Here is a 15,376-nt window from a genome sequence, read left to right as displayed (position 1 = left end):
ATGAGCACGCAAGCAATCGAGAGCCTCTCTGAGGACACGGTACGACGCATCGCCGACGAACGCGACGAGCCCGAGTGGCTCTTGGAGACACGTCTCGACGCCCTTTCGGCCCTGGAGACGGCGGATCTTCCCGACGTCATCCAGACGCCCGGCCGCCGCTGGACCGATCTGGAGGCCCTCGACTTCGAGGCACTCGTCGATCCCCTGAACCAGTCGGACGCGACGGAGCGGGCGGCCGGCGACGACGAGGTCGTCGTCCTCCCGTTCACGGAGGCGTTCGACGAGTACGGCGACGTCATCGAGGCGAATTTCGGGAGCGTGCTCGACCCCGAGCACAACTACCTCACGGCGCTGTCGGTCGCGCTCTTCACCACCGGCACGTTCGTCTACGTCCCGGAGGGCGTCGACGTCGAGGACGTCACCGTCCGCGCGGAGATGAACTCGCAGTCGCTGTTCAGCCAGACGCTCGTCGTCGCCGAGGAGTCGTCGTCGGTGACGATCCTCGAAGCGATCGAGTCGGGAGACGAGAGCGCCGCGGCCGGAACCGCGGACGACCGGTACTTCTCGAATCTCGTGGAGATCGTCGCGGGCGAGAACTCGAACGTCCAGTTCGGCTCGCTGCAGAATCTCGATTCGGACACGTACACCTACTCGCTGAAACGCGCCGTGACGGACACGTACGCGACGGTCGACTGGATCGAGAGCAACTTCGGATCGAAGCTGACTCGATCGGACGTCGAGACCGAACTGAACGGCGACGGCTCCGAGAGCCAGATCGTCGGGACGTTCTTCGGCACCGACGACCAGCACTTCGACATCAACGCCCGCGTGTGGCATCAGGCCGAGCAGACGACGGCCGATCTCGTCACGCGCGGCGTGCTCGATGACGTCGCCCGCTCCGTCTACGAGGGCGTCCAAGACGTCGGCGAGGACGCGTGGAACACCTCCAGTTACCAGCGCGAGAACACGCTGATGCTGTCGGACGACGCCGAGGCAGACGCGTCGCCGAAGCTGATCATCCACAACCACGACACCGAGGCGTCTCACTCCGCCACGGTCGGACAGGTCGACGCGGAGGACCTGTTCTACCTTGAGAGCCGTTCGATCGACTCGCGCACGGCGCGGAACATGCTCGTCGAGGGCTTCTTCGTCCCCGTGTTAGAGGAGATCGCGGTCGACGAGTTCCGTGACGACGTTCAGGAACTCGTCATCCAGCGGTTGCAGTAATCCGGCGCTTCTGTTTTGTTTTTCGAACGGTAGCGGCGTCGCGCCCAGCGAGCGACGGGACGGCGTCCGCCGATCTGCGTGCCACGCGCTCTACCGAGAACGCCGCTCCGCGAGGGGAACCGCTTAAGTCGGACTACGGCCGAGGTGACGTGTATGCGAACGGGCGTATCGACTGAGGCCGGGTGGTCGCCGTGAGCGTGAGCCAGCGGATCGCCTCTGACGACCAGCTCGCCCGGTTATTACAGATCGGGATCGTGTTAGAAGAAGTCGTCGAGGCGCGGGCGCACCACCACTACCAGAGCCTCGACGCCGAACTCGACGAGGAGATCGAAGCGCTGCTCGCGGACGCCGCCGAGGAGTCGGCCGACCACCGAGAGCGTCTGGAGGGACTCATCGAGGGACTCGGCGTCGAGAGCGTGCCGTTCGACGAGATCGAATCGCTCGTCGACGCCCGGTACGGACGGACGCGGCCCGACGACTTCGACGGCGTGTTGTACGACCAACTGTGTAACGAAGAGACCGCCTACAAGTTCTACGACGACCTCATCGAGGCGATCGAGGCCTCGGACGCCGAGTTCTCGATCGACCGCGAGGAACTCATGGACACGCTCCGGACGATCCGCGCGGACGAGGCCGACGGCGTCAGCGAGGTGACGGAGGTCATGGAGCGACGATGAACCGAGCGACGAGCGCGACGACGGGCCGAGAGACCGGACCGGCGCGAACGACGATCACCGACGGAGGGATGCCGTGAATACCGCAGACCAGTACCTCAAGACGATATACGTCGTACAGAAGCAGGAAGACGGTCCCGCCTCGACGGGCTCTATCGCCGACGCGCTCGGGGTGAGCCCGGCGAGCGCCAACGAGATGATCGGCAAGCTGGAGTCGCGCGGGCTCGCCGAACACGAGAAGTACAAGGGCGTCCGACTCACCGACGACGGCATCGTACAGGCGCGAGACGCCCTACAGACGTACTGTATCATCGAGCGGTTCCTCGCGAACGTGCTCGCCGTCGACGAGTTCCGCGCGGAGGCGCGCGAGCTTGAAGCCGTGATCGACGACACCGTCGCCGACCGACTGGACACGATCATCGACCGCGAGCCGGAGTGTCCGGACTGTTTCGACCCCGAGACGGACGCCTGCGCGTGTCTGGAGGTCGCGGCGGTGCCGGTCGAATCAGAACAGTAGGGTCGCCTCGGATGTCCGACCTCAGACGCCCGTGGAGTAGCGGAGGATACCCGCGATCCCGCCGAACGCGTCGAGCAGCTGTTCGCCCTTCTCGAAGTCGGTCGAGATGAACTTCGTCTCCGTCCCGCGCTGCTCGGCGATGGTCATCAGGTGTTCGATGACGTCCTCGCGCTCCTCGACATCCGCCTCCTCTCCGCACTCGGCGCACTCGTGTGAGGGGGTCGAGTGTCGCACGTCGATGACCTCGTACTCTTCGTGTCCGTTCGGACACTCGTAGACGACCACGTCGGAGCGGAGGTCCTCGGAGATGAGTAGGCGGTCGACAGAGCCCATGATCAGGTTTCGTCGGGTCTGCTCGAAGCCGTAGGTCGCCTCCTCGCCGGTGTGGAGTTTCTCGAAGAACTCCTCCATGTTGCGTTTGTCCTCGACGATCTCCTGATCGGCGAGCGCCTCGCTGGCGTTGTCGACGAGGTCTTTGAGTCCGGACTCGTCCGTGTACGCCACGTCGAACTTGCCGAGCACCTTGTCCTGTAGCTCGTGGTGGAGGTAGTCGCCGTCGAGGAACTCGTCTTTCGTCGGCGAGGGACCGCCGACGAGGATGCCGTCGAGTTCGTGTCGTTTGTCCACGAACAGGTCGTTGGCCATCCCGGCGACCTCCTGATAGAAGTTGTCGATCGCCTCCAAGCGAAGTCGGGCGAACCGCTGTGCGGACTGACCGCCTTTCCGCTGTTTGCCGGGGACGAGCGAAGAGGCGGACTTGACTGGCTCGACGCGTTTCCCCTTCAGCCAGCCGACGTTCGCCTCGCGGCGGTCCAAGACGATGAGTCCGAACAGGCCGGAGTCCTCCAGCATGTGTTCGAGCGGTTCGGTGAGGAACTCGGAGTCGCAGTGGTACCGGAACGACTCCACCGGCTGGGGCGGGGATTCGAGCGTCCGGGTGACCATGTCGGTCTGGCCGCCGCCGGCGTCGATCGCGCCGGAGAAGATCACCATCCCTTTTTCGGGCGGAAAGGTATCGTAGTAGCGCAGCCGGTCTTTGATCGACGTGAGCGCGTCTTGGACGTTGGTCCGGGTCTGTTTGGACTTGATGTTTGACGCTTCGCTGTGCTCTTGGGTGACGTGTGCCACCACGTCGGAGACCTGCTTGTCCTCGGGGATGTAGATGGTGACGAGCTGTGTGCCGGAGCCCTCGTAGTCTTTGAGCTCCTCGATGACCTTCCGGAACTCGTACTTCCGGCGGTCCTCGTTCGCCTCCTGTGCGTCGCTACTCATTACCCCGAATACGGCGGCGTGCGTGTAAGTAAGCTTTGACCTGTCGGTTCTACCGCGATCGGCCGGTTCGAGGCCGGAATCGGCGGAGTCGCGACAGATCTTACATCGACTCCGGCGCTTCGACCCCGAGCACGTCGAGCGCGTTCGCCATCGTGTGTTTCGCGGCGGCGACGAGCGCGACGCGGGCCGCCCGCAGGTCGTCGTCCTCGGCGGTGACGACCGGACACTCCCGGTAGAAGGCGTTGTACGCGTCGGCGAACTCGCGGGTGAACGTGGCGATCGTGTGGGGCTCGAAGTCGTCCGCGGCGGACTCGATCGCGGCCGGGAACCTGGCGATCTCACGCAGCAGGTCCCGGGCCTCGTCCGTGGTGAGCGACGCGGCGTCGACGTCGATCGGCTCGCCCGGTTCGGGGACGGCCACTCCCTCACCTTCCGCCTCGTCGAGGATACCGCAACAGCGTGCGTGGACGTACTGGACGAACGGCGCCGACTGCCCCTCGAAATCGAGCGCGTCCTCCCACTCGAAGGTGATCGCCTTCGCGGGCTGTTTCGAGACGATGTCGTACCGGACCGCGCCGATCCCGACTTGGTGGGCGATCCGCTCGATGTCGTCGTCGGTCAGGTCGTCCTCGCGGATGCGGTCGTCCATCCGGTCTTCGACCGCCTCGCGGGCGCGGTCGATCGCCTCGTCGAGCAGGTCGTCGAGCATCACACCGGTCCCGCGCCGGGTCGACATCTTCCCCTCCGGGAGGTTCACGTACGAGTAGATGACGTGGCCGAGCCGGTCTGTGTCGTTGCCGAGAAGCTCTAGGGTCGCGTCGAGCTGGTCGGCCTGCAGCTTGTGGTCCTCGCCGAGCACGGTGACCGCGCGGTCGTAGTTCGCGAACTTCCACTCGTGGTGAGCCAGGTCGCGGGTGGTGTAGAGGCTGGTGTCGTCAGAGCGGAGGAAGACGAGGTTCTTGTCGATCCCCCGGTCGTCGAGTTCCAGCTGCCACGCGTCCTCCTCGTAGACGGCGTGGTCGGTCTCTTTGAGCCGCGCCGCGACGTCGTCGGTGGAGCCGTCTCGCATGAACCGCGTCTCCTTGACGAACTCGTCGAATTCAGCCGGCAGGCGCGCGAGACACGCCTTCATCCCGCCGAGCACAGTGTCGACGACTTCGCCCACGCGTTCGTAGGTCTCTTCGTCGCCGGCTTCGAGCCCCTGCAGGATCGACTGGATCTCGGCTTCCGCGGCCTCGACGTCGTCGGGATCGGCCTCCTCTAGGTACGCGTTCCCCTTGCGGTAGTATCGCACGAGGTCGTACTCGGCGCGGTCGCGCGCGGGCGGTTCGTCGAGGTCGGACTCGTCGAACCGCTCGTACGCCCACGTGAACACCGCCATCTGTCGACCGGCGTCGTTGACGTAGTAGTGGCGATCGACGTCGTAGCCGGCGTACTCCAGTAGATTCGCCACGGCGTCGCCGACGATCGGGTTGCGAGCGCGCCCGACGTGGACCGGGCCGGTCGGGTTCGCGCTGGTGTGCTCGACGACGACGGAGGTGTCCCGGTCGGGGAGCGCGCCGTAGCCGGCGTCGGGGGCGGCCGCGTCGAGGGTGTCGACGAGGTAGCGGTCGTTCGCGTGGAAGTTGACGTACGGCCCCGCGGTGTCGACGCTCGCGAGGTACGCGGCCCCGTCGGCGTCGACCGCCTCGGCGACCCGTGCCGCCACGTTCGGGGGGGCGTCGCCGACCTCGCCCGCGAGTCGGAAGGCGACGCTGGAGGCGAGCGTCGCGTCCATGTCGTCGGGCGGGCGTTCGATGCCGAGGTCGTCGGTCGGGAGGTCCAAGGCGTCGAGCGCGTCCGCGAGCGCGGCCTCGACCTCCGACCGGAACTGCCTGAACATACCGTCCGTTCGACCGGCGGGTTAAAAGGGCCTTCCGAAGCGGCTCGGCCGCGAACGCGTCGCTGCACGGCGGCGAACGCGACGCTCTGTCGGAGCTGTTCGGGCTCCGCCGTCCTTCCGTTAGGCCTTTGCGCGGCGGACTCCTTCGTGTACCAGATGGAGTACCTGCAGCGCCGGGTCGCGCTCGTCGAAGAGCGGCTCGAAGCCGTGATCGGTGAGGTGGAGCCCGACGAGCTGTCCGCGGAGGTCGGTCACGTCGTCCTCGCCGGCGGCAAGCGAGTCAGGCCCGCGGTGACGATCCTCGCGTGCGAGGCGTTCGACGGCGACCCCGCCGACGCCGTCGACTTCGCTGCCGGGATCGAGTTCGTCCACAACGCGTCGCTCGTGATCGACGACATCATCGACCGCTCCGAGGTCCGTCGGGGAACCCCCTCGGCGTGGGCGGAGTTCGGCTACGGCCCGGCGATCGTCGCTAGCGACGGACTGTTAGGCGAGGCGTTCGCGCTCTTCTCCGGCGAACCGCGGGCGATGCGGACCGTCGCCGAGGCGATGGTCGAACTCGGCGAGGGAGAGGCGACGGAGCTTGCTGCGCGCCCGACGAACGAGGAGGAGTACATGGAACTCGCCCGCCGAAAGACCGGCGCGCTGTTCCGCGCCGCCGCCGAGCTCGGCGCGGTCGCCGGCGGGGCCGACCCCGAGGCGATCGACTCGTTCGGCGAGTACGCCGAGCGCGTCGGCGTCGCCTTCCAGATGCGCGACGACGTGTTAGACGCCACCGCCGACGCCGACGCGCTCGGCAAGCCGACCGGGCAGGACGCGGAGATGGATCGCCCGTCCGTCGTGCAAGTCACGTCGCTCACGCCCGACGAGATCGACGAACGCGCACGCGAGCAGTCCGAACTCGCGCTGGCCGCGCTCGACCGCGCGGACCCGCCCGAGACGGAGGCGATCGAGTACCTCCGCGATCTGGCGGAGTTCGTCGTCGTCCGCGAGCGGTAGCGGCTTCCGAGTGATCGACCGGCGCTTCGCCCGTGATATCCACGGCCGTGGATTCGAACGGCCGTTCTCACCTGACGAGCACTTCGACGTATTCATACTTGTGCGATCACGATCATCGTCATGAACCGAGCAGAGAAGGCCGCCCTCCAGCTGCAGGCGGTCGCCGTGCTGCGCATGCTCAAGGAGACGCGAACGTACGAGGAGCTGTCGACGGTGACGGGGCTCCCGGCCGGCGACCTGAACCGGTACGTGAACGGCCACGTGCTGCCCGGTGCCGATCGCGCGAGCGAGGTCGTCGAGGCGGTCGGTCGCGACGCGCTCGCGGACGAACTGGTCGCCCGCGTCTCGTTCGACGAGGAGGGATACGTCGACAACAGCGGCGTCGTCTTCGACCAGTCGTTCCTCGATCTGGTCGCGCCGGTCGCCGCCGAGACGTTCTCCTTTGAGTCGCCGGACGTGATCCTCACCGCGGCGACCGACGGCATCACGCTCGGCGCGGCCATGGCGTCCTTTTTCGACGCGCGGCTCGCGTACGCCAAGAAGTCGAAGGAGACGGCCGTCGAGGAGTTCATCGAGTCACGCCAGCGGCTCGCCTCCGGGATCGAACTCACCTACTACCTGCCGGCGCGCGCCATCGACGCCGGCGACACGGTCCTCGTCGTCGACGACCTGATCCGGTCGGGCGAGACACAGGAGCTTCTCCTCGATATCGCCCTGCAGGCCGACGCCGACGTCACCGGCGTGTTCACGCTCATCGCCGTCGGCGACGAGGGGATGGAGCGCGCGCGAGCGATCACGGACGCGCCGGTCGGGGCGCTGACGACTTTCGAGTAACCGCAATCGGATCGAATGAGGGTCTTCGAGCAACTGCGAGCGCTACGTACGTCTGCGTGTTTTTCGAAGTGGATGATCCACAGTACCGGGCGAATATCTTCTAAAAGTGGATGTCCGACAGGTTCGTTTCAGCAACACTTATTAGCCGATCCGAGGGAACACACACCCGTTCAATGGGACTTTCAGACACGCTTTCGGCACGCTTCGACGTAGAAGAGCACGGTTCCGACATTCGCACGGAACTGATAGCGGGGCTCACGACGTTCCTCGCGATGTCGTACATCATCGTTGTGAACCCGTTCATTCTGGCCGAGGCGATCCAGATCCCCGGGTACGAGTTCTTCGAGGTCGTACAGATGATCGCCATCGCGACGGTGCTCTCGGCGGCCGTCGCGACGCTCGTTATGGCGGTCTACGCCAACCGTCCGTTCGGACTTGCACCGGGACTCGGGCTCAACGCCTTCTTCGCGTACACGGTCGTCTTGGGGCTCGGAATTCCGTGGCAGACGGCTCTCGCGGCCGTCTTCGTTGAGGGCGTACTGTTCATTATCTTGACGATCGTCGGTGCGCGCGAGTACGTCATCCGGCTGTTCCCGGAGCCGGTGAAGCGGTCAGTCGGTGCGGGTATCGGACTGTTCCTGCTTTTCATCGGGTTTCAGGAGCTGCAGATCGTCGTCCCCGACGAAACGACGCTCGTCACGCTCGGCGGAATATTCGGGAACCCGTGGGCGATCTTGGGCGTGCTCGGCCTCGTGTTAACGTTCGTGCTGTGGGCGCGCAACGTCACCGGCGCGATCGTTCTCGGCATCCTGACCACGTCACTGGCCGGCTGGGGACTCACGCTGGCCGGATTCTTCGAGCGCGGAACAGTCACTCCCGAGACGCTGCCATCGGCGCAGTACGACATCACGCCGCTCGCGGGCGCGTTCGTCGATGGGCTCGCCAACATCGACCCGCTCACGTTCGGGCTCGTCGTGTTCACGTTCTTTTTCGTGGACTTCTTCGACACTGCCGGGACGCTCATCGGTGTCTCACAGTTCGGCGACTTCCTCGACGATGACGGCGACCTCCCCGAGATGGACCGGCCGCTCATGGCCGACGCTATCGGAACCACCTTCGGTGCGATTGTCGGGACCTCCACGGTGACGACGTTCATCGAGTCGTCGACGGGCGTCGAAGAGGGCGGTCGGACGGGCCTCACCGCGCTCGTCGTCGCCGGCCTGTTCCTTGCGTCGCTTGCCGTGATACCCGTCGTGGCCGCGATCCCGGAATACGCCTCGTTCATCGCGCTGATCGTCGTCGGCGTGATGATGCTACAGGGTCTGGTCGAGGTCGATTGGAGCGACCCCGCGTGGGCGGTCTCCGCCGGGCTCACCGTCACCGTGATGCCGTTCGCCTACTCCATCGCCGACGGGCTGGCGGCCGGAATCGTCGCGTATCCGATCATCAAGGTCGCGACCGGCGAGGCGAGCGACGTCGACCTCGGTCAGTACGTCATCGCGGCTCTACTCGCCGCCTATTACGTCCTTCAGACCCGCGGCGTCATCCTCTAGCGAGGGACACACTCGGTCCCTTCGCGCTCGTCGCGCCCGTGTACGCGACGTGCACCGACCGCAGTACTTCTTTACGCGTCTGTCTCGTACGTGGTGTCGATGGCCGACCTGACGCTGTACGAACTGGAAGGGTGTCCGTACTGTGCGAAAGTGAAGACCAAACTCGCCGACCTCGGCTTGGAGTACGACTCCGTCATGGTGCCGCGCTCGCACGACGAGCGCACCGAAGTCGAGGCGGTCAGCGGGCAGACCGGCGTCCCCGTCCTCGTCGACGAACCCAACGGTGTCGAGGGGATGTCCGAGAGCGACGACATCGTCGAGTACCTCGAAGAGACGTACGGCGACGCGAGCTAACCGACGCCGACCCCGCGACGGCGGATCCCGCCCGATCGATCGCGAGGCTATTTATCCGACCGCGCTGACGTGGCGAGCGTGCGACTCGTCCACCGTCGCGGCTCGTCCGCCGAGCGGGCGACGACCGAAACCGTCCTCGCCAGCGACGTCGACGTGGCGCGGTCGACCCTCGAACAGGCCCGCGGCCTGATGTTCCGGCGCTCCGTCCCCGACGGCTACGCGCTCGTGTTTCCGTTCGGGAACGCGGACACTCAGTGGCTCCACATGCTGTTCGTCCCCTTCGCGATCGACGCGCTGTGGCTCGTCGACGGCGGGGTGACGGCCCGGAAGCGACTCGCCCCGTTCGTCGGGATCGGTCGCGGCCGCGCGGACATGGTCGTCGAACTCCCGGCCGGCGCGGCCGACGCGGTCGCGGTCGGCGACGAGGTCCGGCTCGTGGAGTGATCGGCTCGACGGTCTCCGACTGCCGTCGCCGGTCACGCGTTCTCGGCCGTCCTGAGTTCGATCTCGATCCGGCTTCCGCCGGTTCCGCTCTCGGTGATATCGAGACTTCCGCCGCTGGAGCCGACGATCCAACTGACGTACCAGAGGCCGAGACCGCTCGCGTGTTCCAGCGGCGTCTCCTCTCCGGTGAGGACCGCGCGCTCGGCGGGCGGGACACCGGGACCGTCGTCGACGACGACCACGGACGCCCACGACTCGCTCGGCAGTTCCGCGGCCGAAATCTCGACCCGTGGTCGGTCCGCGTCGTTGTGCCGGATCCCGTTGTCGACGAGCTCCGCGATCGCCTCGGCCAGGTAACCGATCGCGGAGACGGTGATTCCGACGGGCACGTCGACGTCGATATCGGCGCTTTCGCGTAGCTCTGCCGGCAGCGACGCGATCGCCTCGTCGACGGCCGCTCGAAGGTCGAGCGGTTGCGTGGTCGGACGGTCGGCGAGCAGCCGCTCGACCCGCCGCGACATCTCGCCGACCCGAAGCAGTCGCTCGGCGGTGTCGACGACCCGTTCGAGTTCCGCAGCGCGCTGCGGGTCGTCGATCGCCTCGATGGTCCGCTCCGTGAAGCCGGTCACCACGTTGAGGTCGTTTCGGAAGTTGTGCCGCAACACCCGCGTCAACACGGCGAGCCGCTCCTCGCGGAGCGACGTGGCCGTTCGGTCCTCGCCTACCCCCACCGCGCCGACGACCGCGTCGCCGTCGGTTATCGGCCCGAGCGTGAGCCGGTACGGGACGCGCTCACCGGGACGGGTGAGGAGCGTCACCTCGCTGGCGACGACGTCGCCGTCGCGGTACACCCGTCGGAGCATCTCGGAGACGCTCGCCTCGCCCGCGCCGTTCTCCCGATCGGGACCGGGCTCGACGAAAAGCGAGGTGAGGTCCGTCCCTGACAGCTCGCGTCCCTCGTAGGCGGTGTCGGCCGCGAACCGATCGTTCCACCGCGCGAGCGTGCCGTTCGCGGTGCACTCGAACAGCGCCCCCGGAAGCGTCGACGCGATCGCCTCCGTGACGCGCAGCTGTGACTCCAGGCGAGATTCGGCCCGGACGCGCTCTGTGACGTCGGTAAGCCCGACGAACAGCCACTCACTTCCGTCGATTGTCGCCGTCCGCGGCGTGAGTTCGAGCCGGTGTCTACGCTCGTCTCCGTCGACTCGTCCCGTCTCCACCGCGACAACGCCGGCGTCACCGTCGGCGATCCGGGCGCGGTCGATCGCCGGCCCGATCGCGTCGCCGCCGACCGCGGTTCCGCCGTCGACGAAGTCTGAGAGGCGACGCGATCGCAGCACCGACGGATCTCGGCCAAAGAGGTCGACAGCGGGGGCGTTCGCCGCGCGGATCGCGTGCGTCTCCGGGTCGCACGCGAGCGCCGGCGTCGGTATCGCGGACAGCACCGATCGGAGGACGGGCGAGGCGTCGCTGTCCCCGGTCGGGCGCTCTTCGCGTTCCGAGCCGTCGCCCCCGCCGCCGTTCATCTCTGCTCTCGTCGAGGCGTTCGTGACTTATGGCTTTACGGGTGGCAAGCGGCGGGCGGCTGCGCCGTCGTCTCAATCGGCTTTGGCCTGCCAGTCGCGGACCGTGTCGGGACCGACGCCGTCGACGTCGGCCGCGAGGTCGTCCGGATCGGCCGACTTGAGGTCCGAGACACCGTCGACGCCCGCCTCCTGCAGCTTCGCGGCCGTCTTCTCGCCTATCCCCTCGACGGCCTGTAGCTCGGAGCCGTCCTGTCGCGCCGTGAACTCCCGGTAGTTGCAGATCGGACAGCCGAGTTCCCACGGCTCGTCGCCGGAGTGGACGCGGAGGTGCGGGAGTTCGTGTTCCTCGCAGGTCTCGTCCGTGACCTCGATCCCGCCGCGGCGGGGAAGCGGCAGCGAGTAGTCGCAGTCGGGGTAGCGCGTGCAGCCGACGAGTCGGGAGCCGGAGCGGAGCCGCTTGATCGCGAGCTCCCCCCCGTGCTCGTCTCCGCAGTCCGGACAGGCGCCGATCACCTCGTCCTCCTGTTCGTCCGCCTCGTCGGCCTTACACTGGGGACAGCCGTGGACGAACGTCTTCCGGCCGGCGAGCATCTTCACGTGTCGGAGGTCGTGCTTCTCGCAGGTGTCGTCCAGGATGAGCGGCTTCCCCGTCGAGGGGAGCGGCAGAGTGTACTCGCAGTCGGGATAGCCGTCACAGCCGATGAAGTAGGAGCCCTGTCGAGACTTCCGGACGAGGAGATCCTCGCCGCATTCGGGACAGGGGCCGAGCGTCTTGTCGGCCTTCAGCGACTTTTGGAGGTGGTCGCCGACCGCTTCGCGCGACTCGGTGAGGTCGTCGAACACCCGTTCGAGCAGCTCGCGCGACTCTGCGGTCACCTCGTCGTACCCCTTCTCGCCCGCCGCGATCGCCTGCATGTCCTGTTCCAGTTGGGCGGTCATCTCCTCACTCACGACGTGTTCGGCGAACTCCTCTGCGGCCTCGACGACCGCCTCCGCGAGCCGGGTCGGCCGCGGCGGGTCGCTCTCGATGTAATTGCGGTCGTAGAGCTTCTCGAGAGTTCGGTGCCGGGTCGCCTTCGTGCCGACGCCGCGCTTTTCCATCTCCTCGATGAGCCGCGACTGGCCGTACCGACGGGGGGGCTGGGTCTCTTTGGCCTCGGTGCGCCGCTCGTCGAGCGCGAGCGTCTCGCCGACCTCGACGTCGGGGACGATCCGCTCGTCGCTGGAGCGGTACGGGTACACCTCATGATAGCCGGCCTCGAGCAGGCGCTTCCCGTTCGCCTTCAGCCGGAGGCCGCCGTCGGCGACCAGATCGGCCGGGCCGTCGGCCTCGTCGGGGTTCCGGAGCGCGGCGAGCCCGTCCGCGCGCTTGGCGATCGGCGTCGCCTCGCCGTTCGCGAGCGCGACGACGCGGAGCCGCTCCCACGTCGCGGGCTCGGCGCAGGTCGCGAGGAAGCGACGCACGACGAGTTCGTACACCTCCCACTCGTCCTCCGACAGATCCGACGCGGAGGGGATCTCGCCGGTCGGATGGATCGGCGGGTGGTCCGTCGTCTCCTCGTCGCCTTCGGTGGGCTCGATCGTTTCCTGCTCCAGCAGGCTCGCCGCGTCCTCGCCGAACGTCGAGGCGGCGGAGAGGTCGTCGATCAGCTCTCGCGGGTCGAGGTCCTCGGGGTACACCGTGTTGTCGGTCCGCGGGTACGTGAGGTAGCCGTCCGTGTACAGGTCCTCCGCGAGCGACATCGCGCGTTGCGCGGAGTAGCCGAGCGACCCCGCCGCGCGGATGAACGCGGTGGTGTTGAACGGCGTCGGCGGCTCGTCCGTCTGCGTCCGACGGGTCACGTCGTCGACGACGGCCGCCTCGGCCGCGTCGAGCGCCTCGGTGAGCACCTCCGCGACGTCGCCGTCCCAGACGCGCTCGGCCTCGTTGCCCTCGTCGTTCAGGTAGAAGTAGCGCGCCTCGAAGGGGTCGCCGCCGGACTTGGTCAGGTTCCCGTACAGCTCCCAGTACGCCTCGGGGTCGAACGCCTGGATCTCGCGCTCACGGTCGACGATCAGCTTGAGCGTCGGTCCCTGCACCCGGCCGACGGAGATGAAGTCGTCGCCGAGCTGGCGGGCGGACAGGGAGAGAAACCGGGTGAGCGCCGCTCCCCACGTGAGGTCGATCACCTGCCGGGCCTCGCCGGCGGCGGCCAGGTCGAAGTCCAGGTCGTCGGGGTTCGCGAACGCCTCTTGAACCTCGCGCTCGGTGATCGAGGAGAACCGGACGCGGTCGATCGGGGCGTCCTCGTTCACCTCGCGCACAAGCTCGTACGCCTCCTTACCGATGAGTTCGCCCTCGCGGTCGTAGTCGGTCGCGATCACGACGCGGGAGGCGTTGCGCGCGAGCGTGCGCAGGGCCGCGACGATCCCCTCTTGGGTCGGCTGTTTCGTCGTCGGGGCGTCGATGAGTTCCACCGGCTCCACGTCGCGCCAGTCGTTGTACTCCGGCGGGAAGTCGACGCCGACGACGTGCCCCGAGAGGCCGATACAGCGCTTGCCGCCCCACTTGTACACGTTCACGTCGTTCTGTCGCTCCGCCGTCGCGGACTCGCCGCTCAGGATGTCGGCGATGCGGCGCGCCGCGTTGTCCTTCTCCGTGATGATCAGTTCGGGGCCCCGACTCATTGCGCCGAGATAGGTCGGTCCCGCGTCTAAAGCTTTCGCGATCGGCGAGATCGCACGCATGCGCGGGTGTACGCGTGTGCTGTCTCCGTTTCGATCGATCGGCTATTCGACGCGGGCACTCGACCACACCAGACGGAACGGGCTTCGACTTGAGTGTCAACGGCAGATCGGCGACGCCCACGACTGGGGCGTTCCCCGTGGCGGAACTGCTACTCCTCGTCCGAGTCGGTCGGTACGCCGCCGAGGTTCCCCTCGTCGTCGAACAGATTCGCCCGCAAGAATCGGGCGCGGTACCGGTTCGCTCCCTCCTTCGTGTCCGCCTCGCGGATCTCGTCGATCCGGCCGTCGGCGACCGCGTCGACGATCTCTTCGACCTGCGTTTTCTCGCTCGGGGTCAGTTCGAACTCGTACGTGCGGGGCTGCTCGCTCTCTAGTCGCGTCCACTTGCGGGCGGCGCTCACGACGACCGAACAGGGCTCGCGGCAGGGGAAGACGCCGTCGCCGCCGTCGACGTCGAGTTCGGTGTCGGCGTCGTACTCCCACTCGCGTCGCTTGAGGCACTGCGAGTCGTCACAGCAGGCCTCCGCAACCCAGTTCACGTGCTCGTGTCCCTCGCCGCGGTCCCACGTCTTGATCACGCCGTAGATGCCGGACTGCCGGGCCATCGTCTCGCGCCAGTGGCTCACGTCGAGTTCGCCCTCGCGCTCGCGGTGCCAGTTGGCGACCGTCGCGGGGTAGATCGTCTCGACGACCTCGTAGGCGTCCCGCGGGCCGAGGTCGTGGAAGACCCACCCGTCGTCGAGCGACGGCGCGGTTTTGAGGGGGCGATAGCGCCCCTTCGGGTCGAACGTGACGATATCGCGGGCGTCGAGCGGGTCCGCGTGTACTTCGAGTTCGTCGACCGGGACGCCCACGTCCTCCTCGTGGCGCACGTCGTACCGGCGTTCGCCGCGGTCGGTGACCGTGACGGCGATCGCGAGCTGTCCCCACGCACGTTCGATCCCCTCCGCGAGCGCGGCGTACCGCGCCGCGACGGTCGCGCCGTCGGCGTCCTCGATCCACCGCAGGAACGCGCGCCGGGGTCCGAACTCCCCGACGACGCGCTCGAAGGCGTACCAGTCCGTGACCGCGGGGGCGCGCTCGTCGAGCGCCGCGTGAAGCTCCCGCTCGCTCAGTCCCGTTCGGGCATCCTCGCCGGCGGGATCGAGGACGAAACCACCGTCTCCGTCGGCGACCGAGACCGCGAACCCCTCGAACCGGATCGGGTCGGGCGTTCCGTCCGCGCCGCCGCGCTCGTCGAGGGCGTCGAGCACGGCGTCGAACGCGTCGCTCGGGAGGTCGATATCGGGGACTGCGGGCTCGTCGGCGGCCGGTTGGCTGTCGTCGTCCGCCATCTCGGGGACCGCGTCGGTCGTCGGGTCCGTCAC

General features: G+C 67.4%; 13 protein-coding genes. 8 read left to right on the top strand and 5 right to left on the bottom strand.

Annotated features, from left to right (window positions below; genetic code table 11):
* From sufD to ACZ45C_RS14320, 3 genes are all read left to right on the top strand, one after another.
* Positions 1-1,227, top strand: a complete 1,227-nt coding sequence (gene sufD, locus ACZ45C_RS14330) for a Fe-S cluster assembly protein SufD (RefSeq protein ID WP_460561412.1) — start codon at positions 1-3, stop codon at positions 1,225-1,227.
* A 191-nt stretch (positions 1,228-1,418) separates the two neighbouring features.
* Positions 1,419-1,904: a ferritin-like domain-containing protein gene (locus ACZ45C_RS14325; RefSeq protein WP_460561410.1), complete on the top strand. Its 486-nt coding sequence runs from the start codon at positions 1,419-1,421 to the stop codon at positions 1,902-1,904.
* 73 nt (positions 1,905-1,977) lie between these two features.
* Complete coding sequence (locus tag ACZ45C_RS14320) at positions 1,978-2,418, top strand: metal-dependent transcriptional regulator (protein WP_460561408.1); 441 nt, start codon at positions 1,978-1,980, stop codon at positions 2,416-2,418.
* Positions 2,419-2,439: 21 nt separating this feature from the next.
* On the opposite strand, the gene prf1 is transcribed toward ACZ45C_RS14320, so the two are convergent.
* Both prf1 and argS read right to left on the bottom strand, forming a co-directional pair.
* Positions 2,440-3,690 carry a peptide chain release factor aRF-1 gene (prf1, locus tag ACZ45C_RS14315; RefSeq protein WP_460561406.1) on the bottom strand — a complete coding sequence of 417 codons (1,251 nt, stop codon included), beginning with the start codon at positions 3,688-3,690 and terminating at the stop codon, positions 2,440-2,442.
* A 100-nt stretch (positions 3,691-3,790) separates the two neighbouring features.
* A complete protein-coding gene (gene argS / locus ACZ45C_RS14310; RefSeq protein ID WP_460561404.1) occupies positions 3,791-5,572 on the bottom strand; it encodes an arginine--tRNA ligase in 1,782 nt (593 codons plus the stop codon).
* Between the two features lie 156 nt (positions 5,573-5,728).
* On the opposite strand from argS, the gene ACZ45C_RS14305 reads away from it, so the two are divergent.
* From ACZ45C_RS14305 to ACZ45C_RS14285, 5 genes are all read left to right on the top strand, one after another.
* Positions 5,729-6,571: a polyprenyl synthetase family protein gene (locus tag ACZ45C_RS14305; protein WP_460561402.1), complete on the top strand. Its 843-nt coding sequence runs from the start codon at positions 5,729-5,731 to the stop codon at positions 6,569-6,571.
* Between the two features lie 120 nt (positions 6,572-6,691).
* The gene (locus ACZ45C_RS14300; RefSeq protein WP_460561400.1) at positions 6,692-7,405 is read left to right on the top strand and encodes a phosphoribosyltransferase family protein; all 714 of its coding nucleotides are present in this window, start codon (positions 6,692-6,694) and stop codon (positions 7,403-7,405) included.
* Between the two features lie 173 nt (positions 7,406-7,578).
* Positions 7,579-8,958 carry an NCS2 family permease gene (locus tag ACZ45C_RS14295; protein WP_460561398.1) on the top strand — a complete coding sequence of 460 codons (1,380 nt, stop codon included), beginning with the start codon at positions 7,579-7,581 and terminating at the stop codon, positions 8,956-8,958.
* Between the two features lie 99 nt (positions 8,959-9,057).
* The gene (locus tag ACZ45C_RS14290) at positions 9,058-9,312 is read left to right on the top strand and encodes a glutathione S-transferase N-terminal domain-containing protein (protein ID WP_460561396.1); all 255 of its coding nucleotides are present in this window, start codon (positions 9,058-9,060) and stop codon (positions 9,310-9,312) included.
* 69 nt (positions 9,313-9,381) lie between these two features.
* Complete coding sequence (locus ACZ45C_RS14285) at positions 9,382-9,756, top strand: DUF192 domain-containing protein (RefSeq protein WP_460561394.1); 375 nt, start codon at positions 9,382-9,384, stop codon at positions 9,754-9,756.
* A 32-nt stretch (positions 9,757-9,788) separates the two neighbouring features.
* Here ACZ45C_RS14285 and ACZ45C_RS14280 read toward each other — a convergent pair whose 3' ends face one another.
* The 3 genes from ACZ45C_RS14280 to ACZ45C_RS14270 all read right to left on the bottom strand — a co-directional run bounded on the left by ACZ45C_RS14280 (position 9,789) and on the right by ACZ45C_RS14270 (position 15,343).
* Positions 9,789-11,282 (bottom strand): PAS domain-containing protein, encoded by a 1,494-nt coding sequence (locus tag ACZ45C_RS14280; RefSeq protein ID WP_460561392.1) that lies wholly within the window; start codon positions 11,280-11,282, stop codon positions 9,789-9,791.
* A 72-nt stretch (positions 11,283-11,354) separates the two neighbouring features.
* Complete coding sequence (locus ACZ45C_RS14275; RefSeq protein WP_460561390.1) at positions 11,355-13,949, bottom strand: DNA topoisomerase I; 2,595 nt, start codon at positions 13,947-13,949, stop codon at positions 11,355-11,357.
* A 209-nt stretch (positions 13,950-14,158) separates the two neighbouring features.
* The gene (locus ACZ45C_RS14270) at positions 14,159-15,343 is read right to left on the bottom strand and encodes a DR2241 family protein (protein WP_460561802.1); all 1,185 of its coding nucleotides are present in this window, start codon (positions 15,341-15,343) and stop codon (positions 14,159-14,161) included.
* Positions 15,344-15,376 lie beyond the last annotated feature (33 nt).

It is taken from the genome of Halorubrum pallidum (assembly GCF_055380345.1).
The sequence above is the reverse complement of the archived record's forward strand: the minus strand, read 5'-3'. Positions and strand labels throughout refer to the sequence as shown.